The sequence below is a fragment of the Streptomyces sp. NPDC014995 genome (genome assembly GCF_043080745.1).
GTDB lineage: Bacteria > Actinomycetota > Actinomycetes > Streptomycetales > Streptomycetaceae > Streptomyces.
The window spans coordinates 636,419-655,002 of record NZ_JBIBVX010000002.1 but is presented as its reverse complement, the minus strand read 5'-3'; the positions used below and the strand labels follow the sequence as shown (position 1 = coordinate 655,002).

Here is an 18,584-nt window from a genome sequence, read left to right as displayed (position 1 = left end):
CGCAGCCCGATCGCTTACGAGACAGCTTCCGAAACAACATCAACTACGCTGACACCAGCCGCATAACCCGTGTCCAGGACTCGGGGTCAGGGCCCGCGTTCTCAAGGAAGGTGCACGCCTCTTCGACCAACCAGGGTTCGGGCCGCTTGCGCCGGGCCCGCTGGACCTTGACCAGCTGGGCGACGTTCTTTGAGATGCGCTCCTCGACCATGGCATTGGTGAGCGCGCTCCGGAGGATCGTCCGGGCGTCGTTGACCGGCGCTTCGAGAGTGTCTGTCGGCAGCACTCCTCCTTGGCGCAGCAGCGCCACCGCTCCTCGGGCCGCTTGGCGTCCTTGCCCTGCGCGCAGCACTGGCAGGTGTCGGCGAGCTTGTTGAGCCAGCCGCGCATGTCCTGAACGGTCAGCCGGTCCAGCCGCTTGGAGCCGAGAAGCGGCACGATGTAGAGCCGGACGGTGGTCTCGTAGGTGGCCGCGGTCAGCGGCCGGAGGTTGGGCTCCACGACTTCCTTGAGCCAGTAGGCCAGGTACTGGGCGAGGGTCGGCGTGTTGGTCGCGACCGGCCCCTTCTTGGCTTCGTTGTGGAGCTTGAGCCACTTCTCATGGACGTCCTTGCGGGTCGGCCCGTAGACGTACTTCCGCTTGCGGTTTCCCTCCGGGGTGGTGACCCAGGCGTAGGCCGCGTAGCCGTTGCGGTAGGGGTAGATCGACATCCTTCGCCGTTGCCCCGCTTGCCGCTCACGCGGACCACCTCTCGGATTCGTCGGCGCAGCGGTTCACGTACTCGTCCACCCAGGCGGGGAGGATGCGACGGTTGCGGCCGATCTTGACGGAACGGATCTCGCCCGTGAGGACGAGCATCTTGGTTTTGGAGAGGCTGAAGCCGAGCATCTCGGCGACCTCAGCCGTCGTGTGCCACTTCCGGTGGAGGGTGGCCGTGGTCATCGCGTCGGTTCTCCTTCTGCTCCGGGGCGGGTGTGCGGGAGGCGGCGAGCCAGGTTTCTGCGGTGGTCAGGCCGGTGCCGGCGAAGCGTTAGTGGGAGAGGACGAGGACAGTGTCCGGGTCGGTGGGGCGCAGCGAGGCATACGCGCGCGTGATCGGTCGGCCTCCCCACCGTCGTGGCTGACTGTCGTCGGCTGAGGCAAGGACCAACCTGGCTTTGTCGGTCACTAGCGAGAGCGTTTGTTGTCCAAGAGCGAGAACACCTTGTGGGCGCGGAAGACGTTGAAGCCGAGTTTCAGCAACGCCCGGTTGCTTGGCTTGCCCCGGGCATCGTGCGTTCCCCCGGCGGGAGTGGAGGCGGAGCCTGGCGGTGTGCCGCGTACAGGTCAGCGTGCGCATCATGAGCAAGACCCTCGCCACGTGGTCCGAAGCCCTGCGGACGGAGCCGCCGGTAAGCGCCGCCGCGGTCGTAGTTGGGCGGCCCGGTTCAGGAGGCGAGGTGACAGGATGACGCAATGTCCGACTCTCTGCACGAACGTTGGCTGCGCGGCATCGCCTTCAATCCGGCAGCGCCCTCCGACGTGCTGGTACGCCTGTTGGATCTAGCGGCCGGTGACGCCGGCCTGCTGATGTGCGAGGGCCGTGACCTGCCCGACGCCGTCATCGACGCTGCCCTGCGCCATCCGTCCGGAGTCATTCGCCGCGCGCTCGCCCGCAACCGGTACGTCGCCCCGGCGCGGCTCGCCCCCTTGGCGTCGGACCCGTCGGGGATCGTCCGCGCGTGGCTTGCCTCCGGCCCCCGTCACTACCCCCAACGGGTCCGACCGCTGCCGGACGACATCCTCGTGACCCTACTGATGGCCCAGGACGGGGGCGAGGACGGCAAGCTCACCGCGAAGGAGATCATCGGGGAGCTCGATTCGTCCCGGCAGATCCCGCTGTCCTTCTTCCGCTCCATCGCCGGCCACGAGCACCCCGAACTCCGGATAGTGGCCACGTGGAGGTGGCAGTCCCTCACGCCGGCGCAGCGGGCGGCGCTGCTCGACGATCCGGACCCCTGGGTCCGTGAAGCGGCGCAGGACAGGAACTGGGCGCTGGACCCGGAACGGGTGGAGGCCAGACTGCCGTCCTTCGGCTCGCGCAACGGATTCGTGTTCGGCACGTGTGCTCTGTCCCCCGCGCTCGTCGAGCAGTGTTTCGCGGACGGCACGGTGCTCCCCATGGCCCGGAACCCACACACCCCGGCCTACGCCCTCGCCCGGCTCGCCCGCCACCCCGACGCGGAAGTCCGCGCGTCGGTCGCCGCCCGGCCCGACGTGGGACCGGACCTGGTGGCGGAGTTGAGGTTGGACCCGGTCGAGTACGTGCGGACGCGCGCGCGCCTCCACCCCTTCCCCCGTACCTGGGCGGAGTACAGGGCGATCGACCAGGTCATCGGGCACGGTCCTGACTGCACCTGTCCGATCGGCGAGCCGTTCACCGAGTCGAATATCGACCCGGCCGTCGGGCCGTCATCCGACTGGTTCGCCTCCTGTGCGGTGTCCGAGGAAGCGGTGCTCCGCCGGGTTGCGGCAAGTTGGCCGGGACTGTCGGCGGAACTCGCCGAGACGCTCGCGCAGGACGACGACGAGGAGGTGAGGATCCGGCTGGCCTGCCACCACCCGCTGGCTCCGCCGCACCTCCTCCTGGATGTCTTCGCCACCCGCCCGGCCCACCGTCCGCACCTGCTGGACCTGCCCGCGTTCCCCCGTACCGGCCGGGCTCACCTCATCGACTACCCGGACCCCGAGGTACGGGCCCTGGCCGCAGCCGATCCCGCCTTGCCCGACCCCCCGGTGGAGGACCCCGACGCGTCGGTGCGGCAGGCAGCGGCCGCCAACCCGAGCCTGTCACCGGAAGCCCTGGAGCCCCTCCTCGCCGACCCCCATACCGCCGAGGGCGCTGCGTCCAACCCGGCACTGCCCGTTCCGCGCATGCACGCACTCCTCGACCACTGCCTGAACGGCACCGCCGCCGTGCCGACGGCCGTCCGGCGCTGAGAGACGACCCCCACGTAGCGATCACAGGCATGGCAGCCTCCGTGGACCGTCGACTGGCGTCGACACACCAGGCAAGCGTTTCCAACTCTCTTCAACATTCCGGACACCAGCAAACAAGCGACTGCTCCTGCAACTCGTCTACAAACGTTCTCCCTTCTCACCTACGCAGCCAACCAACCCGTATCCAGCTATGAGCAGACGTCATCGGTCACCCACCTGCGGCCGGCGCGTCAGGGTTCTGCATCCTGGGCGTCATGACGAACTCCGAGGGCCCGTATGTGAAGGTGCACTTCCGGCTTGAGATCGAGGACGACTGGCCCCCGGTGTCGGTAGAGAGTCTGTGGGCGGTCGACCAAGGCGACGGCACCGCACGGCTCGACAACATCCCCTGGTTCGTCCGAGGTATTGCCTGCGGGGACATCGTGGCCACCGAGCCCGATGACGAAGGTGTGCGATGGGCCGGCGCGGTGGTTCGGCGTTCGGAGAACTGCACCATCCGCCTCATTGTGATCCGTGACGGCGGTTCAGGAGCTGCACGGCAGAGCGTGATCAATGCCTTTCACGAACTCGGAGTCTGCGGCGAGGGCATAGAACGGTTCCGTATGGTCGCCCTGGACGTCCCGCCCACCGCCGATCTCACCAAGGTGCAGAAGCTGCTCAACCATGGTGTGGCCAAGGAGTGGTGGGACATGGAAGAAGGGTGCATCACCGCGCAGTGGCGGGCCGCTTCCGTCGGCTGACGCCGTTCAGGTGATCCACGGCTGGGCCGTCCCTGGGCCGTCCGAGGCCGCTCGACAGTGGCCAATGACGACCAACTACGACCACCAGGCGTACGAGCCCACCGCCCCTGAGCAGCGAAAACGCAGGTCACCAAGATCCCCGGCAAGACCCAGGGCAAGAAGAAGAATCCATCAGTTGGGGCCCCTGCCCCCGTGTTCTCTCATCGGGGGCAGAGGCCCTCTAAGAAAAGCTTCCGTGCGCAGACGATCACGACAACGCTCCGGACATCATCGGTACGCGCCGGAGGCGCGCGACACCAGTGCCGGCCGTTCACTGCCGCTCCCGCCTGGGTGAGCCGATTAATAACTCGACCATGACACGGGCGTCGCGGCGGCGAGACGGGCTAGCAGACCACACGCCAGGCAAAACTACGCAGCACAAGAGAGCGAGTGGGCTGAGGACCGCGATCACGCCGATCCATGGATAGGCCACTGTGACGGGTACCAAGAGACCACCTGATACCAGGCCAAGCAGCGGCCCCGCCCTCACGGGTCAGTTGCGCTCGCCATGCGCAGGATTCCTTCCTGTCCACGGAGCTTCGGGCCCCGACCCGACACCCACGCGTTTTACGGCCATACAGGACTGACCGTCATTCATGAGACACCGGTGATCGCACGCACCAGGATGGCGAGTCCACGGCAAGCATGCGCGGCGCCCCATCCCCCGTCGATGGGAGCAAATTCATCTTGCCCCACCGCCCAGGATTGTGGGAGGCGTTTCTAGAGTGGCAGGCAACTGCACCACCGTCAGGGCCGTGCCAGACGTGTGCCAGATCATGCGGGAAACCACGGGGAACAGCGGGCACTCACGCGCAAGCCACCGCACTGTCCACATTGCGCTACCGCAGGTCGCAGAACATCCGCCCCGGGAAGACCCAAGCTTCCCAAGCTCAGGACTCAGCACGTCAGGCAATTGCACTGCTCCGGCCGGGCCAGCGGGCTGAGGCCGGTGCAGGTTCAACGACCTGTCAGCAAGGGACTTGCGTGTATGAGGGTTGACTCGCACGTCCTGGACCTCGACTCTGATAGTGATTAAGGGGGGGTATGGCGAAGAGCCCTGAACCGAGCGAACAGGTGGAGTGCATCTATTGTTCGACTGTCGGACGCTATAGCGATGGGAAATGGGGAATCAAGGAGATAGCAGGCGGGGGGATTGGCCTCTTCGGCAACCTCATCAAGCCGTGGCATCTCTTCAAACTCGCCACCGATGACACCAAAGACATCGAATCGCAAGGGCTTTACCTCTGCCCTAAGTGTGGGCACAAGCAAACTCGCTGTCCACGGGCCGTGTGTCACGAGTGGAGTTCAGTGCGTTCACTTGACGTAGGGGCCTACATTACGTGCAGAAGTTGCCGGTTCGACTTCGTGGTGCTGAACTGACAGCATCCAGCTACGGCAAGAGCCAGCAGCATGTCGGTGACGTCGGGCCGAACCGCTCGGCGACGGACCGACGGGGAGCTCGCCAAGCGCGAGGACGTCTCGTGGCCTATTCGTGGACCGATCGCTCCAGCAGGTGTCGTCACAGCACTCTGGCCAGCACAGACGCGTTGGACGCAACGGACCTCCGGAACCGTGTTCGCAGGCTCAGTCCCCACCAGGTATCCGATGCAGGCCGTCAGGACGATGCTGATGACGGAGCTGATCGGCCGAGCACGCTAGTCCGATGTTGACGCGGCTGCCCAGTCTTGACTACCGGACTTCCGTCGAGACCGGGTCGAGGAAGAAGAGGCACTGGTCCGCGTTGAACTCACCCACCTTGGCGACGAAGCGGAACTTGTCGCCTGCGCCGACGGTGGCGGGGACCTTCTTGCCGGTCAGTCTCAGGTCAGGCATGTTGACGTCCTCATACTTGAAGGCCGGGCCGGCCGTCGTGTTCGGCCCCTTGTCACCTGGGCCCAGGAGGAAGTCGTAGCGGGTGTCGTAATCACCGTGGGGCGCCGTGTTCACAATCGAGCCGTTGAACGCGACCGTCTGGCCCTCGTGCCTGTTCGCGAAGTCCAGGTTCGCGTCGTCGCAGGAGTCCGCCTTCAGCAGCGCCGCGAACTCCGGGTTGTTCTGAGGCGTGATCACCTCAGTGGCAGCCGACTCGGCCGCGGTCGGTGTCGGTGTAGCGGAAGGCTTCTCGCTCGCAACGGTCGTCGACTTGTCTGACTCATCCTTCTTCTCGCCTCCGCCGCTGAGTGCAGAGGCAGCGCCGATGACGATGGTTAGGGTCACGAGGACGGCGGCCACCGTGCCGATCAGGAGCCACGGCTGAGGCTTCTTCGGTCGACGGAAGTTGAGGGTGGAGCGAAGCGTGCCCTGGGCCTGCTCCACGAGCTCCCAGCCATCCTTCTGCATCCTCGAGATCACCAAGCCGTCGGTGCCGCGAACTGTCTGCACGGTCTTGTACTCGTACTTGATCTCGTCGGCCATGCGGATCCGTTCCCCCCAATGGACTGCTCATACCAACTGCCTCGCGAGCATATGGGACTCCGCGAGGAACTCGGCATCACCTGTTGAGCCTCGCGCCGGCCGTCATCGTCGTTGGGCTGGGACGGGTGGCTACCAGAAAGCCAGGCCGGGCACCCGCACCACAACCGCCTCCAGCTCGGAGCGGGGTCCGTTTCATGACGGGCGGTCGCCGGTCACCTGTCTCAAGGGGTGCCGGCGCGGTAGATGCGCGCCCAGCGGTTGTAGAGCCACCGGCCGATGCGGATGCGCTTTCCGGTGGCGTTGCAGCGGCGGCAGTCCTTGCCGCGCTTCATGCGGCCCTTCCGGTCCGTATTCATCTCTAAGCCCCTGCGAGGGGCTCGGACAGCCCCGGCCGAGGCCTCGGACAGCCCCGGCAGGCCGTCGGTTGTCATCCCTTTGCGGGACCCGCGGGGGTCTTTGCGTCAGTGACCGGGCCGGCGTGTCGAGTCGCGTACGACGATGTGGGTGCCCAGCACCAGATGCTGGCTCTCCGGCAGCTCGTCCCGGTGCAGCGCCAACCGCACCGCCGAGCGCCCCAGTTCCTCGTGCGGGACGGAGACGGTGGTCAGCGACGGATACAGGTCGACGGCCAGGGGGATGTCGTCGAAGCCCGCCAGGGCCACGTCCTCGGGCACCCGCAGCCCGCTCTCCCGCAGTGCTTGCAGCGCCCCGGCCGCCACCATGTCCGTGCCCGCGAAGATCGCGGTGAACTCCGCCCCCGAGGCCAGGAGTTGCCGTGCGGCCTGATAGCCGTACGCCCGGGAGTAGTTCCCTTCGAGGATCAGGGCGGGGTCGTGCTCCACTCCGAGCGACTCGTGCGCGCGCAGGAAGCCGCTGATGCGCTGGGAGCTGGTGCTGAGCCCGTTGATCCTGGCGAGGTAGGCGATCCTCCGGTGGCCCTGGGAGAGCAGATGCGTGGTCATGGCGAAGGCGCCCACCTCGTTGTCGTACTCCACGACCGTGGCCGGCACCCCCGGACCCAGCGGCGGGCGGCCCACCAGCGCGAGCCGGGAGCCCACCCGGTCCAGCGCCTGTGCGAAGTACGTCATCCGGTCCTGGTAGGCCTTGTCCTCCCAGGCGCCGCCGACCACGATCACCGCGTCGGCGCGCTGCTCGCGCATCGCCTCGACGACGGCCAGGACGCGCTGCGGGTCGCCGTGGGTGGTGCAGAGCAGGCACAGCCGTCCCTCGGCCGCGGCCTGCTCCTCCACACCGCGGGCGATATGCGCGTAGAAGGGTCCGGTCACGTCGTCCACGACGAAGGCGACGGTCTTGTTGGTGGCGCCGCCCAGGGCCCGCGCGTGCGCGTTGACCACGTAGTCGAGCTCCCGCATGGCGCGCAGCACCTTGGCGCGGGTCGCGGCGGCCACCGGGTAGGTGCCGCCGAGGACCCGGGAGACTGTGGAGGCGGAGACCCCGGCGCGCGCGGCGACGTCCCGGACCGTGGAGGCGTCCCTGCGCTCCTCGTTTCCGGGTTTTCGCCCGGCTGCCTTTCCGGACGAAGCGGCCCCCGTGTTCCTCGGCACTGCGCTCTTCCCCTCGCCCCTGCGACCCGCGCGCCGCGCCTGACGCGTGACCGTTCACGATAGTGGAGCCCCATCGTGCGGCAGCCGCAGGAGCAGCGCGGAGGGCTGCTTTGGCGGTACGACGCGCAGCCGGCCTGCCCGCGGGAGCAGCCGTGCGTCCCCGTCGGCCCGGGTACACGGGGATCACGGCGGTCACGTCGTTTCGTGCGGCCTTGATAGCAACCGGTGTCTACGCTAGACATCGCCGCAGGAAGGGTCAATGGGGGTGGCGCGTCAATAACGGCTTCTGGAGAGGAAGCTTTGGTGCGCTCACACCGAAGTCGGAATGCAGCGACCGGTTTCTATGTCTCTGTCGAAACATCCCCGTCGAAACATCCCTGTCGAAGCCCCCCTCGCCTGAGCCGTGCCCGGTGACAAGGTCGGAGCGGAGACGCCGGTGTGTGCAGCCGCTGTGACCGGCGGGGACGCGAGCATCCTCGGCGTGCGCGGGGACGACGTCGCACCCCTGTTCACCGCACCACCCTTCGGCATCCCGCCGCACCACCCTTCGGCATCCCGCCGACGTCCAGGGCGCGCCCGCTCCGTCCAGGCGCCGAGGGTGTCGGGCTGCGGGCACCCGGCCGGGCGTGCATACGATCCGGTCCGCGCCAACCACCAACCACCCACCACCCACCACCCACCACCCACCGCCTTGAGCCGCCACTCAGGACGACGTCTGGCGTTGTTGCAGAAACCGGTTCCCCATGAGAGGCCGCTTCGCGCCATCCCTCGGTGATCCGAAATTTCACCTTTTCTCCCTCAACTCTGAGCGGCGCAGCAGATTTTCGTGCCGAACGTCTTGTCGGGTCGCGCAGGTGGCCCTAGCTTCCATAGAGATCGGTTTCCATAGGCGGAACGCCCAGGGAGGGACCGACGAACGGCAAGCAGGAGAGGGCGGCCGCGGTGGCGGAATCGCGCTCTCCGCCGCCTGACGGCCTGCGGCGATGGAGACGACGGCGGTGACGCGAAGAGGGAGCAGAAGGCCGAGCGGCCCGTCACCATCGAGTCCGTCCCCTCGACTTCGGCGATCCCGGCTCCGAGGCCCGCCCATGGACCGGCCGCCCCGCACCCGGACGTCATGACGGCCACCCGGGGTGCCGGCTCCTGGGCGCCGAGCCACTCTCGACACCAGGTGTCAGGGGCGCCCACTCCCGCTTCACGATGAAGGTCACGCGGTCGGAACCACCTGCCCGTGCCTCTCGGGCGGCGACATCTCGACCTCCGGGACCACCGCGTACGTCAACGCCGAGCAGGCCGGCTGCCGGCGCTCCGGCGACCGCAGGGCCCTGCCCGCACACACCCACCGGCCGACCGCCACCTCCCCGCCACGACCGTGCCTGCTGCCGGTGCCCACCCGCGGCCGGGACGCGGCCGAGATCGCCCTGCGCCCCTACGACAACGTTTTCACCAAGGAGGCACCCGACTTTCGCGCCGAGCCATCGCGCGTCGCTGACAAGCCGGTACACGATCCCGCGGCACCGCCGCACTCCGGTTGGACCCAACGGTCGTCAGGCGACGGACCACGACATCCACATATCCCCGACGCCGTGTCGCGCACCGCCCGGCACGGTCACAGGAAGGTTTTTTCAGTGAAGTACGTCTTGGAACGCGCGAGATCGCGGATCACGGCGGCAGCCACCGCACTGGCGTTGACGATGGGGCTTGCCGCGGTCGCCGCGGCGCCCGCCCGGGCCGACGGCTACGAGGGTCTGCTCACCGACCACGTCGTCCAGATCCACGAAACCGTCAGCGATGCCGGGTTCGTCCACCCCGGCATCGGCCTGTCGGCGGAGAACCTCCGCAACGCCCAGCAGATGGTCCGCTCCGGCACCGAGCCGTGGGCCTCCTACTTCGACGCGATGACCCAGGTCGGGCTGTGGGCCTCGCGGGACTACACCGTCGACAACATGGTCAAGGGCAAGCCCGAGGTCCCGGTGACGGACACCTTCACCCAGGGCGGCATGCGCAACCGGCTGACCCGCGACTCCTTCGGCGTGCTCACCCAGGCGCTGCTCTGGGTCAACACGGGCGACGAGGTCTACCGCAGGAACGCCGTCATGGGCCTGCGCACCTGGTCGAACATGAAGCCCGACGGCTACGCCTATTTCCCCGACGCGCACATCCACACCGGCAAGCCGCTCTCGCAGTTCCTCATGGCGGCCGAGATCATCCGCGCCACCACCCCGGTCCCGGACGGCACCCCGGGCAGCTACGGCGGATACGACGTGACCTGGGACGCCCAGGACGACGAGAAGCTGCTGACGAACCTCGCCGAGCCGATCGTCAATGTCTTCAACTTCTCCAACAAGAAGTGGATGAACCAGCACAACTTCGGCCTCTACGGCCGCATCGCCACCGCGATCTACGCCGACGACGTCAAGGGCTATGCCAAGGGCGTCGAGTGGTTCACCAAGAACTCCACCTACGACGGGTACGACAACGGCGCACTGGGCGTGCAGATCCAGCAGATCGCCGCCGACGACGGGCTGAACCCGTACGGCTATGGGTTCACGCAGGTCCGGGAGATGGGCCGCGACCAGGCCCACGGTGAGACCAACATCGACAACTTCGCCGCCCTGGCCCGCTTCCTCGAGGTCCAGGGCACCGAGGTCGACCCGGTCGACGGCACCGTCTCGACCGCCGGTGACGCCGTGAGCGCCTACCGGTTCCTCGGCAACCGGCTGCTGCACGGAGCCGACGCCTTCTACCGCTTCATGATGGGCGCGTGGACTCCGTGGGTCGACGAACGCGGGACGGGCGGGACCATCTCCCAGGCCTACCGCGGCCGGATCTTCAACCCGCTCTCGGAGCTGTACTACCAGTACACCTACGCCGAGGGCGTCGACGTCGAGACCGAGGCCCCGTATCTGGCCGAGCTGCACCGGCGTATGGACGGCCCGTTCTTCCGCTACGGGACCGGCACCCAGAACTTCTGGGCCCCGGGCGACAAGAGCATCGAGTACTGGGTGGCGTTCCCGCCCGAACTGGCCGGCACCGGGCCGACCCCGGTGAAGGACACCGAGGTCACCTTCGGACGCTACGCCGTCCCCCTCGACGACGGCACCGAGATCGTCACCGAGGACGGGCGCACCTTCGCCCGCGCCCACGCTGACAAGGACGGCACGACCAGCGCGGTCAGCCGCCTGATGCACCCGGGGGGAAGCCGGCTGGGGGTGCTGGTGCGCACCGACGGTCCGGCCGACCTGACGGTGCTCGACAAGGAGCAACCCTCCGCGCTGAACCCGGACGAGACCGCGCCCCGGACCCTGGCCACGATCGAACTGCCCGACACACAGGGCGAGTGGCGGTACGTCACCTATCCCGCGGCCGGACAGAACGCGCACTTCTACCGCGTGAGCGGCGACGGCGCCACGGTCGACCTCGACGCGGTCATGTTCGACGCCGGGAAGCACCTCACCCCACCCAGGTTCGAACAGGCCAGGGACCGTTACTACCTGTGGCCGGACGCGAAGTCCTCCTTCGACCTGTCCGCCGCCGACGAGGGCGGATCGGTCGCCCACAGCGCCGCCGGCCTCCCCCGGGGCGCCTCACTCGACCAGAAGACCGGCGTCCTCACCTGGACGCCGGCGTCCGGCGACCGCGGCAGCCACGACGTCCAGATCGTCGCCGATGACGGTGAGTCCGTCACCGCGCGGACCTTCGAGCTGTTCGTGGCGAAGAACCGGCCGAAGATGATCGAGGCGGCGATCGCGGACGGCACCGACGAGGACGCCGTCTACACGAGCGTGACCCGCGAGCCCTTCGAGGCCGCCTGGAAGGAGGCCAAGAGGGCCTCCGAGTCCGGCTCGGACGAGGAGTTCCGCGTGGCCTTCGAGGCGCTGCTCGACGCCATGGACGACCTGGAACTGCTCAACCCGCGCCTCAAGGACGGGTCGCTCGACTACACCGGCGCGGTCACGCCCACCGTCCTCGGCGAGTCGGGGCTGCGCGCGCTCGCCGATGACGACAACACCAGCAGCTCCGGCGACCTCCGCGTGGCGTCCTTCGTCCTCGACTTCGGTACCCGGTACCGGGTCGCGGCCGACAAGTTCGGCTTCCGGGCCCGGTTCTCGTTCCCGATGCGCTCCCAGGGCACCAACGTGTACGGCTCGAACGACGGGATCTCCTGGACTGTGCTGTCCGAGCGCGAGACCTCCGAGACCAACGACTGGGAGACCATCCCGGTCGTCGCCCAGCACGCCGGCGGGAAGTTCCGCTATCTGAAGCTCCAGGTCGACACCCCGGGCATCCCGATCGACCCGGCCTACCCGGGCATCTGGTCGGTGGGCGAGTTCCGCGTCTTCGGCGACCGCAGCGAGGTCGCCGGCACGATCACCGACGTGTCGCTCACGTCCCCGGACGCGCTGCGCGAACGCGTGACCGCCGGCGACACGGTCGACTTGGCCTTCTCCAGCCCGACGCCGATCAGCGATGTCGACGTCACCATCGGCGGGCAGTCGGCCGAGGCCACCAGTGCGGACGGCCTGCACTGGACGGCGTCGACCGAACTGGGCGCAGTGGACGGCGGCGCCCTGCTGCCGATCAGCATCGATCACACCACCGGCGACGGCGAGACCGCCGCGACCGTGCTCGGCACCACCGACGCCACGCAGCTCTACACGTCCGACCAGCGCAACCTCGTCGACCTCGCCCAGGCCGCGCGGGTCGTCGACGCCGACGGGAAGGCCGATTCGGGCAAGGCCGGGCACGCCGCCCGGATGCTCGACGGAAACGTCGGCACCTTCAGCGATGTCGCGGCCGTCGACGGCGAGTACCACCTCATCTGGGACTTCGGCGAGGGGGGCACGATCGAGCTCGACCGCGCCGACTTCCTGGCCCGCCAGGACAACAACGGCCTGACCCGCATGGCCGACCAGGTCCTGGAAGGCTCGAACGATCTGAAGAACTGGACGCGGCTGACCGACCCGACCGTGGCCGAACACGACTGGCAGAACCTGGACTCGCTCGACGAGAGCGGCTTCCGGTACCTGCGGGTCAGCAACGGCAACCTGATCGACATCGCCGAGCTGCGCGTCTTCGGCGACTACCGGGTCGAGCTCGACACGGTGATCGCACGGGCCGAGGCGCTGGACCTGTCCCGCTACTCGCGGGCGTCGGCGATCCTGTTCACCCGCGAGTTCGAAGCGGTCGAGGCGGCCGCCGCCGAGGAGGGCGCCGACCGCGATGCCCTCTCCAGGCGACTGCTCGAGGCCTGGAAGCTGCTGGAGGACCCGGCCTCGACGACCATGCCGGTCGAGAGGTCCTGGGTGACGGCGAGCTCGGTGTCGTGGGACGGCAAGCGCGACGCGGCCGACAACGGCTGGGCCATGTTCGACGGCGACCCGTCCACCTTCACCGACACCAAGACGGCGACCGGCTGGGTGCGGGTCGTTCCGGACGACGCAAGCACCCTGACCGTCGAGACCGTGAGGGTCCAGCCTCGCGCCGGCCAGGCGAACCGGGCCAACGGCTTCCAGGTCCAGGGCTCCAACGACGGCGGCGCCACCTGGCAGACGTTCCTGACCCTCACGAGGCCCGCCGACAGCGGCTGGACCGAGTACCCCTTGAACGCGCCGGTCAGCTACGGGGCGCTCCGGCTGTACTCGCCCAACGGCTACACGAACCTGGCCGAGCTCCAGTTCGTGCGGGTACCGGTGGACGTCACCGGACTGGACCTCCTGCTGGAGGAGACCAGCGAACTGTCCGGGGCGGACTGGACGGCCGCGTCCTGGGCCGACATGACCGAAGCCCGGGAAACCGGGCTGGCCCTGCGCAGGACCGACGCCAACCCGGCGCAGGCGGACGTGGACGCAGCGGCCGACGCGCTCGCCGCGGCCGTGGCGGCACTCGTGGCCGCCGAGTGAGCGAAGGGGCCGGACCGGTACCGGTCCGGCCCCGGAACTTCGAGCGCACGTAGCGGCTGCCCCGGCACCGACAGGGACTCGCCGTCGCGCGGCAATTGTTTGTCATGTCCCTTACTTGGCGGCAGGGTGGGTGTCCCCCGGGCGGTCAGGACGTCGCGGGGGCGCCGGGCCGTCACCGGGCGGTCCGGTCACAAGGAGGGGATTCCGTGCCGGTTCTTCACGGTCACCCGCGCACGCCCACGCGTGCCCCGGCGTACAGCCGGGCCCGCCGACAGCTGACATCAGCCGTACTCGCCCTGTTCCTGGGCCTGCTGGGTGCTCTCGTCGCACCCGCCACCGCAACCGCCGATCCCGGCGATCCGAATCCGAACATGATCGACTGGACCGTCGTCGACACCTTCCGGGGCGCGTTGGGCAACGACATCCCGTTACGTGAAGGGCAGAACGACTGCAAGACACCTCAGTGCAATCCCCCGGTGGACGGCTTCGGCAGACGGCACATCCTGGAACACGGTGTGGTGCCCGACCACGAGGACATCCAGGAGACCGTCGGCACCCAGGGCTTCTGCGTCCCCGCCCCGGACAACCGCGTGATCTGCACCAACACGGACGCCAGCCTCGTCGTCGTGTACGTCACCCACAACGACCCGCGCTCCGGCGACGGAAGGCCGTTCGGGATCATCACCGCCTACTACTTCCTGCCCTGCTTCCAGGCCGCCGACTGCCCGGGTCCCGAGCAGCCCCACAAGGCGGACACGGCCCTCACCTACACCGGTGCCGGCAGCGCGGTGAACGGATCACCGGCCAGCCTTTCCGCGAGACTCACCAACAATTTCGGGACGCCGGTCAACGGCCGTGCCGTGCGGTTCGCCCTGGGCACGGGAGGCGCTCAGCAGACGTGCACCGGCACCACCACGGCGTCGGGCACGGCGACCTGCACCATCGACGCGGTCGACCAGCCGCAGGGGGCGTCGAACGCGGTGCCCGTCACCGTCACCTTCGGCGGCGACGACGACTACAACCCGTCCAGCACGTCCGCCGAACTCGGCCTGACCTCACCGACGAAGCTCGACTACACCGGCGTACAGCACCTCGCCAACGGGACTCCCGCCCAACTGGCCGCCAAGCTCACCGACTTCCGAGGAGACGCGGTGCCCGGGCGTGCTGTGCGCTTCGCCCTCGGCACCGGTGAAGACCAGCAGACGTGCACCGGCACGACGAGCGACACCGGGACCGCTACCTGCACCGTCGCGTCGGTGGACCAGCCGCTGACCGACTCCGCCACCGTCCCGCTGCGCGCGTCCTTCGCCGGTGACGCCGGCTACCTGGCCTCCGACACCTCCGCACAGCTGAAGCTCCAGTACGCGACGGGCCGCGCCTACGGCGTCTCGGCGCACGTGGATCTCCTCGGCGTACCGCTCCTGGAGATCGATCCGCAGCCCGACACCGGAACCCTCCGCACGGCGGACGCGGTCACGACCGACACCCCGTGCTCGGCCCAGTACACCTCACCCCTGCTGTCCGCGCAGAAGCTGTGCCCCAAGGTCACCACGACACTCGCCCCCGGCAAGGTCACGGCGACCGCGACCGTGGCGCAGGCGCGCATCGGACTGCCCGGTGTGCCCCTCATCGAGGTGTCCGGGCTCACCGCGACCTCCCGCAGCGAGTGCGGCAGGGCCACGGGCAGCACCACACTCACCCTGAAGATCGCGGGAGTTCCGGTTACCGTGTCGGGTGATCCGAACACGGAGATCCCGCTCGTCGGAGGTGGCCGACTCATCGTGAACGAACAACTGCCCTCGACCGGCGCCGACGCAGGCCTCGAGGTCAACGGCGTCCACCTCGTCCTCCCCGCCGACGGCGGTGAGGTCGTCCTGGCCTCGACGGACAGCGCGATGCACAACTGCGGTGACTGACGACCCCGCCGACTGGGGCGGACCGCAGGAATACACGGACGTGTTCCTGCGGTCCGCCCGCCGGGCTGTCCAGGATCTTTGCGAACGACGCGGCAGCGAACTGGAGTCACTCGCCTGCGAAGTCGTGTCCGACGCCACGGGCGACGTGGTCGTCGCCGCCACGACGGTGGTGCTCTTCCGCGGTCGCCGCTGCGTCTTCCGCCGAGGGATCTGGCCGCCGAGCCACCCCGCCGCCACCCGAGCCGCCATCTACGCGTCCGTCCTGGAGGAGCGCCTGATGACGCGGGTACACCCCCGGCTCGGCGACGACACCTCGCCGGTCGACCTCTGAGAGCGCGCCCTCACGAGCGACGGCTCCCCACGCGGCTCCTCCTCCCGGACCGGCCGCCGTGGCACGAGCGGGCAGCAGCCGGGCCGCCGTGGCACGAGCGGGCAGCAGCCGGTCAAGTACGGCGACCGGCGAGCGGGGGTGGAGGCTCCGAGGGACGTCGGGCGCTGAGAACGCCTCGCCCCGTGAATCGCCGGCTCGGCGACTTCTGGTGGAACCGCTCGATCTCATGGGCGCAGGTGGGCCAGGCTCCCGTCGTTCACGGGGTAGGGGCGTTCGTGGGGCAGGAGGTGCCGGGCGATGTCCAGGTCGCCCGCCCGTACATGCGAGTGGATCGTGTGGGCGAGCGGGGTGATGTCGGCGATGGAGACGATCCACTCGTCGGCGTAGAGACGTGCGGCTTCGCCGGCGAGGCCGAGTTGGAGCGAGCGGTGGGGAAGCGGCTGTAGGCGCAGGTCGCGTTCGGGGTCCCATTGCACCCGGGCGGGCGCCCGCTTCAACTGGCGCTGCCACGTGGCATGGTCGGCGTGGAGCCCGTGCTCGTAGTGGGACAGGCAGGCGTGTTCCAGTGCCCAGTCGAAGCCTTCCCGGGTGATCTCGACGGCGAGGACGGTTTCCTGGCCTTCCTTGGTGCCCCAACCGCAGCGGTACATCATCCACAGGAAGGACGGCTTGATCCACGTCATCCGGTCCCGCTTCCACACCGCCGGGAATCGGCCCTCCCGGGCCGCCGGCAGGCCGATGTCCGGCGTGTACGCCTGGTAGACGGTGACCGTGGAGTCCGTGTGCAGGGCTCGGATCTGATGCTTGGGTTCTGGCACGTGGATCAGGGTGGACGCACCGCTTCGCGCGCGCCATCGAATTACCGCGGCGGGAGGCCGCCGAGTCTGCGGCAGCGGATGAGGGCGCGGCGATGCCGGCGAAGGCGAGGGAGGGCGTGGACTGGGGGCAGCTCCAGGCATGCCGTTGGTCATCCGATCGGCATCGTGCCGCATCTGGCGGAGTAGTCCTGGTTGCGCCCGCCGGATTGCCCGTCAAGCCTGGTCCCATGGAGAACGGCCCCAAGGTGACCGTGGAGCCTCCGGACCGTCGCGGGTTGCGCGAGGTCAGTGTCGGTGGAGAGACAGTGGGGAGCGCCTGGTCGCTGAAGGGCCTGCGCAGGATCCTCCGGCGCCTCGGTTATCCGGGGGACGTGAATGTGAAGGACGGGACGTTCATACGTTGGCTCGGGGGCGACAGCCGAACGTGGCCCGACCAGCCCGTCAAGAGGCGCATCACCATCGCCGTCATGATGGCGGGACTGCTGGGATCCATGGTCCTGCTCGTGGTGATCGGAATGCCCGACGTGCTGCGGGGGCTCACCTTCGCGGGTCGGGTCACCGGGTTCCTGTTCGTGTTCGCAGGTCTGATTCAGGGTTTGGCCGCGTCGGCGGTACTCGATTACTGGGGTAAGCGACGCGTGAGGTTCTCAGGCGCCGCAGTGCTGCTCGGTGCGCTCATCGCCCTGGCCACCAACAGTCTTCTGTTGCTCCTCTGGCTCCAGGAAATGGAGTACACGCGCTACCTGCTGGCGTACTTCCCTCTTTGGTGCTGGTCACTGGGGGCTCTGTGGCTGCTCGTTCGTGAAAAAACGTGGACGGGAATTCCGCATCCCAAGGGTTTCGCGGCCGGTATCACCGCCACGGCCGTCATAGCCGGCGCGAACCTGGTGTACTCCAGCATGTACCAACCGGCTTCCCAACCTCTGCTGGTCAGCCTGGAGGCGAAGTTCGGCAAACCCACGGTGGACCCCCGGACCTCGTTCGTGGAACTCCCCTTGACGCTGCACGCACGGAACAAGGGCAAGGTTCCGGCTTACATCATCAGCGACGACTATTCGGTGTACGGGCATATGGTCAAGCTGTCGAAGACCAGTAGCGGGTTGCAGGACACGAAGAAGGCAATGGAAGATGAATCCGATGCGGCACGGTATGCAAGTGGAGCAGCAACCGAGACGCTGAGCGCAGGGCGCTTCCTGTCGATCGGCAGCTCGCTGGAACCAGGTGAGGAGTACACCGCGGAGAGGTTGGTCCGCCTACCCGCGACAGCCGATTATGAAGCATTGGAGGTATATTTCTCCCTGGGCTTGATACGAAAGGACAGGGGAAGGATCAGCGAGTGGGAATTCCCGTACCCCCACCTCTCATGGGAGAAGGACGAGGGGCGCTTCTACTGTCCCCCTCGCGACTGCGGGGAAAGCCTCATTTATCACAGCAAGGTGCAGCACAACAACAACATCATCAACGTGACACGGCGTCCCAGGTATGTGACCACGTGGTGGACGATCACGCCTGAAGACTCTGCGGTTTCCACGTCCATCTCCTCGTTCAGCTTCCAGCCCAAGGGAACTATTGACGAAGCGGAAAGCAAACGGGAAATGGACAGATATGATGTCACAAACGTCTACGCGGAAGCGATGGTACCTTTCGCGGCTCTGACGGAAGAGGAGAATTGAACGTCACTCGTCGTGTCCCGGAGCGGTGCCAGTCGGTGCGGGCGTCTTCTGTGACGAGGACGGGTCATCGGTCGGGGTCGGCGCCCTCTGTCAGCCAGTGGAGGGGTACGTGCGGTCCCACCACGTCGACTACTTCCTGGGAGCCGGCATGGCCGTGCCGCGTCGGCCGAACTTCGCCCACGCGGGCGGGTAGTGGGCGGAGCA

At 68.1% G+C, this 18,584-nt stretch carries 12 protein-coding genes; 6 read left to right on the top strand and 6 right to left on the bottom strand.

Features of this window, described 5'->3' with window-relative positions; all coding sequences use genetic code 11:
* Positions 1–39 precede the first annotated feature (39 nt).
* The gene (locus tag ACF1A1_RS07410) at positions 40–711 is read right to left on the bottom strand and encodes an N-terminal phage integrase SAM-like domain-containing protein (RefSeq protein WP_391646360.1); all 672 of its coding nucleotides are present in this window, start codon (positions 709–711) and stop codon (positions 40–42) included.
* A gap of 25 nt (positions 712–736) precedes the next feature.
* Positions 737–943, bottom strand: a complete 207-nt coding sequence (locus ACF1A1_RS07405; protein ID WP_391646358.1) for a helix-turn-helix domain-containing protein — start codon at positions 941–943, stop codon at positions 737–739.
* Positions 944–1,456: 513 nt separating this feature from the next.
* On the opposite strand from ACF1A1_RS07405, the gene ACF1A1_RS07400 reads away from it, so the two are divergent.
* Entirely contained in the window at positions 1,457–2,980 is a 1,524-nt protein-coding gene (locus tag ACF1A1_RS07400) for a hypothetical protein (RefSeq protein ID WP_391646356.1), read from the top strand.
* A 254-nt stretch (positions 2,981–3,234) separates the two neighbouring features.
* A complete protein-coding gene (locus ACF1A1_RS07395) occupies positions 3,235–3,720 on the top strand; it encodes a DUF4265 domain-containing protein (protein WP_391646354.1) in 486 nt (161 codons plus the stop codon).
* Between the two features lie 1,728 nt (positions 3,721–5,448).
* Here the strand turns inward: ACF1A1_RS07395 and ACF1A1_RS07390 are convergent.
* The 3 genes from ACF1A1_RS07390 to ACF1A1_RS07380 all read right to left on the bottom strand — a co-directional run bounded on the left by ACF1A1_RS07390 (position 5,449) and on the right by ACF1A1_RS07380 (position 7,739).
* The gene (locus tag ACF1A1_RS07390; protein WP_391646352.1) at positions 5,449–6,174 is read right to left on the bottom strand and encodes a DUF4839 domain-containing protein; all 726 of its coding nucleotides are present in this window, start codon (positions 6,172–6,174) and stop codon (positions 5,449–5,451) included.
* Between the two features lie 221 nt (positions 6,175–6,395).
* Positions 6,396–6,605: a hypothetical protein gene (locus ACF1A1_RS07385; protein WP_391646350.1), complete on the bottom strand. Its 210-nt coding sequence runs from the start codon at positions 6,603–6,605 to the stop codon at positions 6,396–6,398.
* 30 nt (positions 6,606–6,635) lie between these two features.
* Entirely contained in the window at positions 6,636–7,739 is a 1,104-nt protein-coding gene (locus ACF1A1_RS07380) for a LacI family DNA-binding transcriptional regulator (protein ID WP_391646348.1), read from the bottom strand.
* A gap of 1,628 nt (positions 7,740–9,367) precedes the next feature.
* On the opposite strand from ACF1A1_RS07380, the gene ACF1A1_RS07375 reads away from it, so the two are divergent.
* The 3 genes from ACF1A1_RS07375 (at position 9,368) to ACF1A1_RS07365 (ending at position 15,889) form a co-directional block, all read left to right on the top strand.
* Positions 9,368–13,642, top strand: a complete 4,275-nt coding sequence (locus ACF1A1_RS07375) for a putative Ig domain-containing protein (protein WP_391646346.1) — start codon at positions 9,368–9,370, stop codon at positions 13,640–13,642.
* 206 nt (positions 13,643–13,848) lie between these two features.
* On the top strand, positions 13,849–15,558 hold the full coding sequence (locus ACF1A1_RS07370) for a choice-of-anchor P family protein (protein WP_391646344.1): 1,710 nt from the start codon (positions 13,849–13,851) through the stop codon (positions 15,556–15,558).
* Positions 15,551–15,889: a hypothetical protein gene (locus ACF1A1_RS07365; RefSeq protein WP_391646342.1), complete on the top strand. Its 339-nt coding sequence runs from the start codon at positions 15,551–15,553 to the stop codon at positions 15,887–15,889. Before ACF1A1_RS07370 ends, ACF1A1_RS07365 begins: the two co-directional genes overlap by 8 nt.
* Positions 15,890–16,113: 224 nt before the next feature.
* On the opposite strand, the gene ACF1A1_RS07360 is transcribed toward ACF1A1_RS07365, so the two are convergent.
* Positions 16,114–16,707, bottom strand: coding sequence for a DUF4291 domain-containing protein (locus tag ACF1A1_RS07360; RefSeq protein WP_391646341.1), 594 nt, complete (start codon positions 16,705–16,707; stop codon positions 16,114–16,116).
* Positions 16,708–16,934: 227 nt separating this feature from the next.
* On the opposite strand from ACF1A1_RS07360, the gene ACF1A1_RS07355 reads away from it, so the two are divergent.
* Complete coding sequence (locus ACF1A1_RS07355) at positions 16,935–18,380, top strand: hypothetical protein (protein WP_391646339.1); 1,446 nt, start codon at positions 16,935–16,937, stop codon at positions 18,378–18,380.
* The last annotated feature ends 204 nt before the right edge of the window (positions 18,381–18,584 follow it).

Excerpts from the sequence above, each read along its gene's own strand:
- ACF1A1_RS07410 (WP_391646360.1), bottom strand. The coding sequence starts at position 711 with ATGTCGATCTACCCCTACCGCAACGGCTACGCGGCCTACGCCTGGGTC.
- ACF1A1_RS07405 (WP_391646358.1), bottom strand. The coding sequence starts at position 943 with ATGACCACGGCCACCCTCCACCGGAAGTGGCACACGACGGCTGAGGTC.
- ACF1A1_RS07400 (WP_391646356.1), top strand. The coding sequence starts at position 1,457 with ATGTCCGACTCTCTGCACGAACGTTGGCTGCGCGGCATCGCCTTCAAT.
- ACF1A1_RS07395 (WP_391646354.1), top strand. The coding sequence starts at position 3,235 with ATGACGAACTCCGAGGGCCCGTATGTGAAGGTGCACTTCCGGCTTGAG.
- ACF1A1_RS07390 (WP_391646352.1), bottom strand. The coding sequence starts at position 6,174 with ATGGCCGACGAGATCAAGTACGAGTACAAGACCGTGCAGACAGTTCGC.
- ACF1A1_RS07385 (WP_391646350.1), bottom strand. The coding sequence starts at position 6,605 with ATGACAACCGACGGCCTGCCGGGGCTGTCCGAGGCCTCGGCCGGGGCT.
- ACF1A1_RS07355 (WP_391646339.1), top strand. The coding sequence starts at position 16,935 with ATGGAGAACGGCCCCAAGGTGACCGTGGAGCCTCCGGACCGTCGCGGG.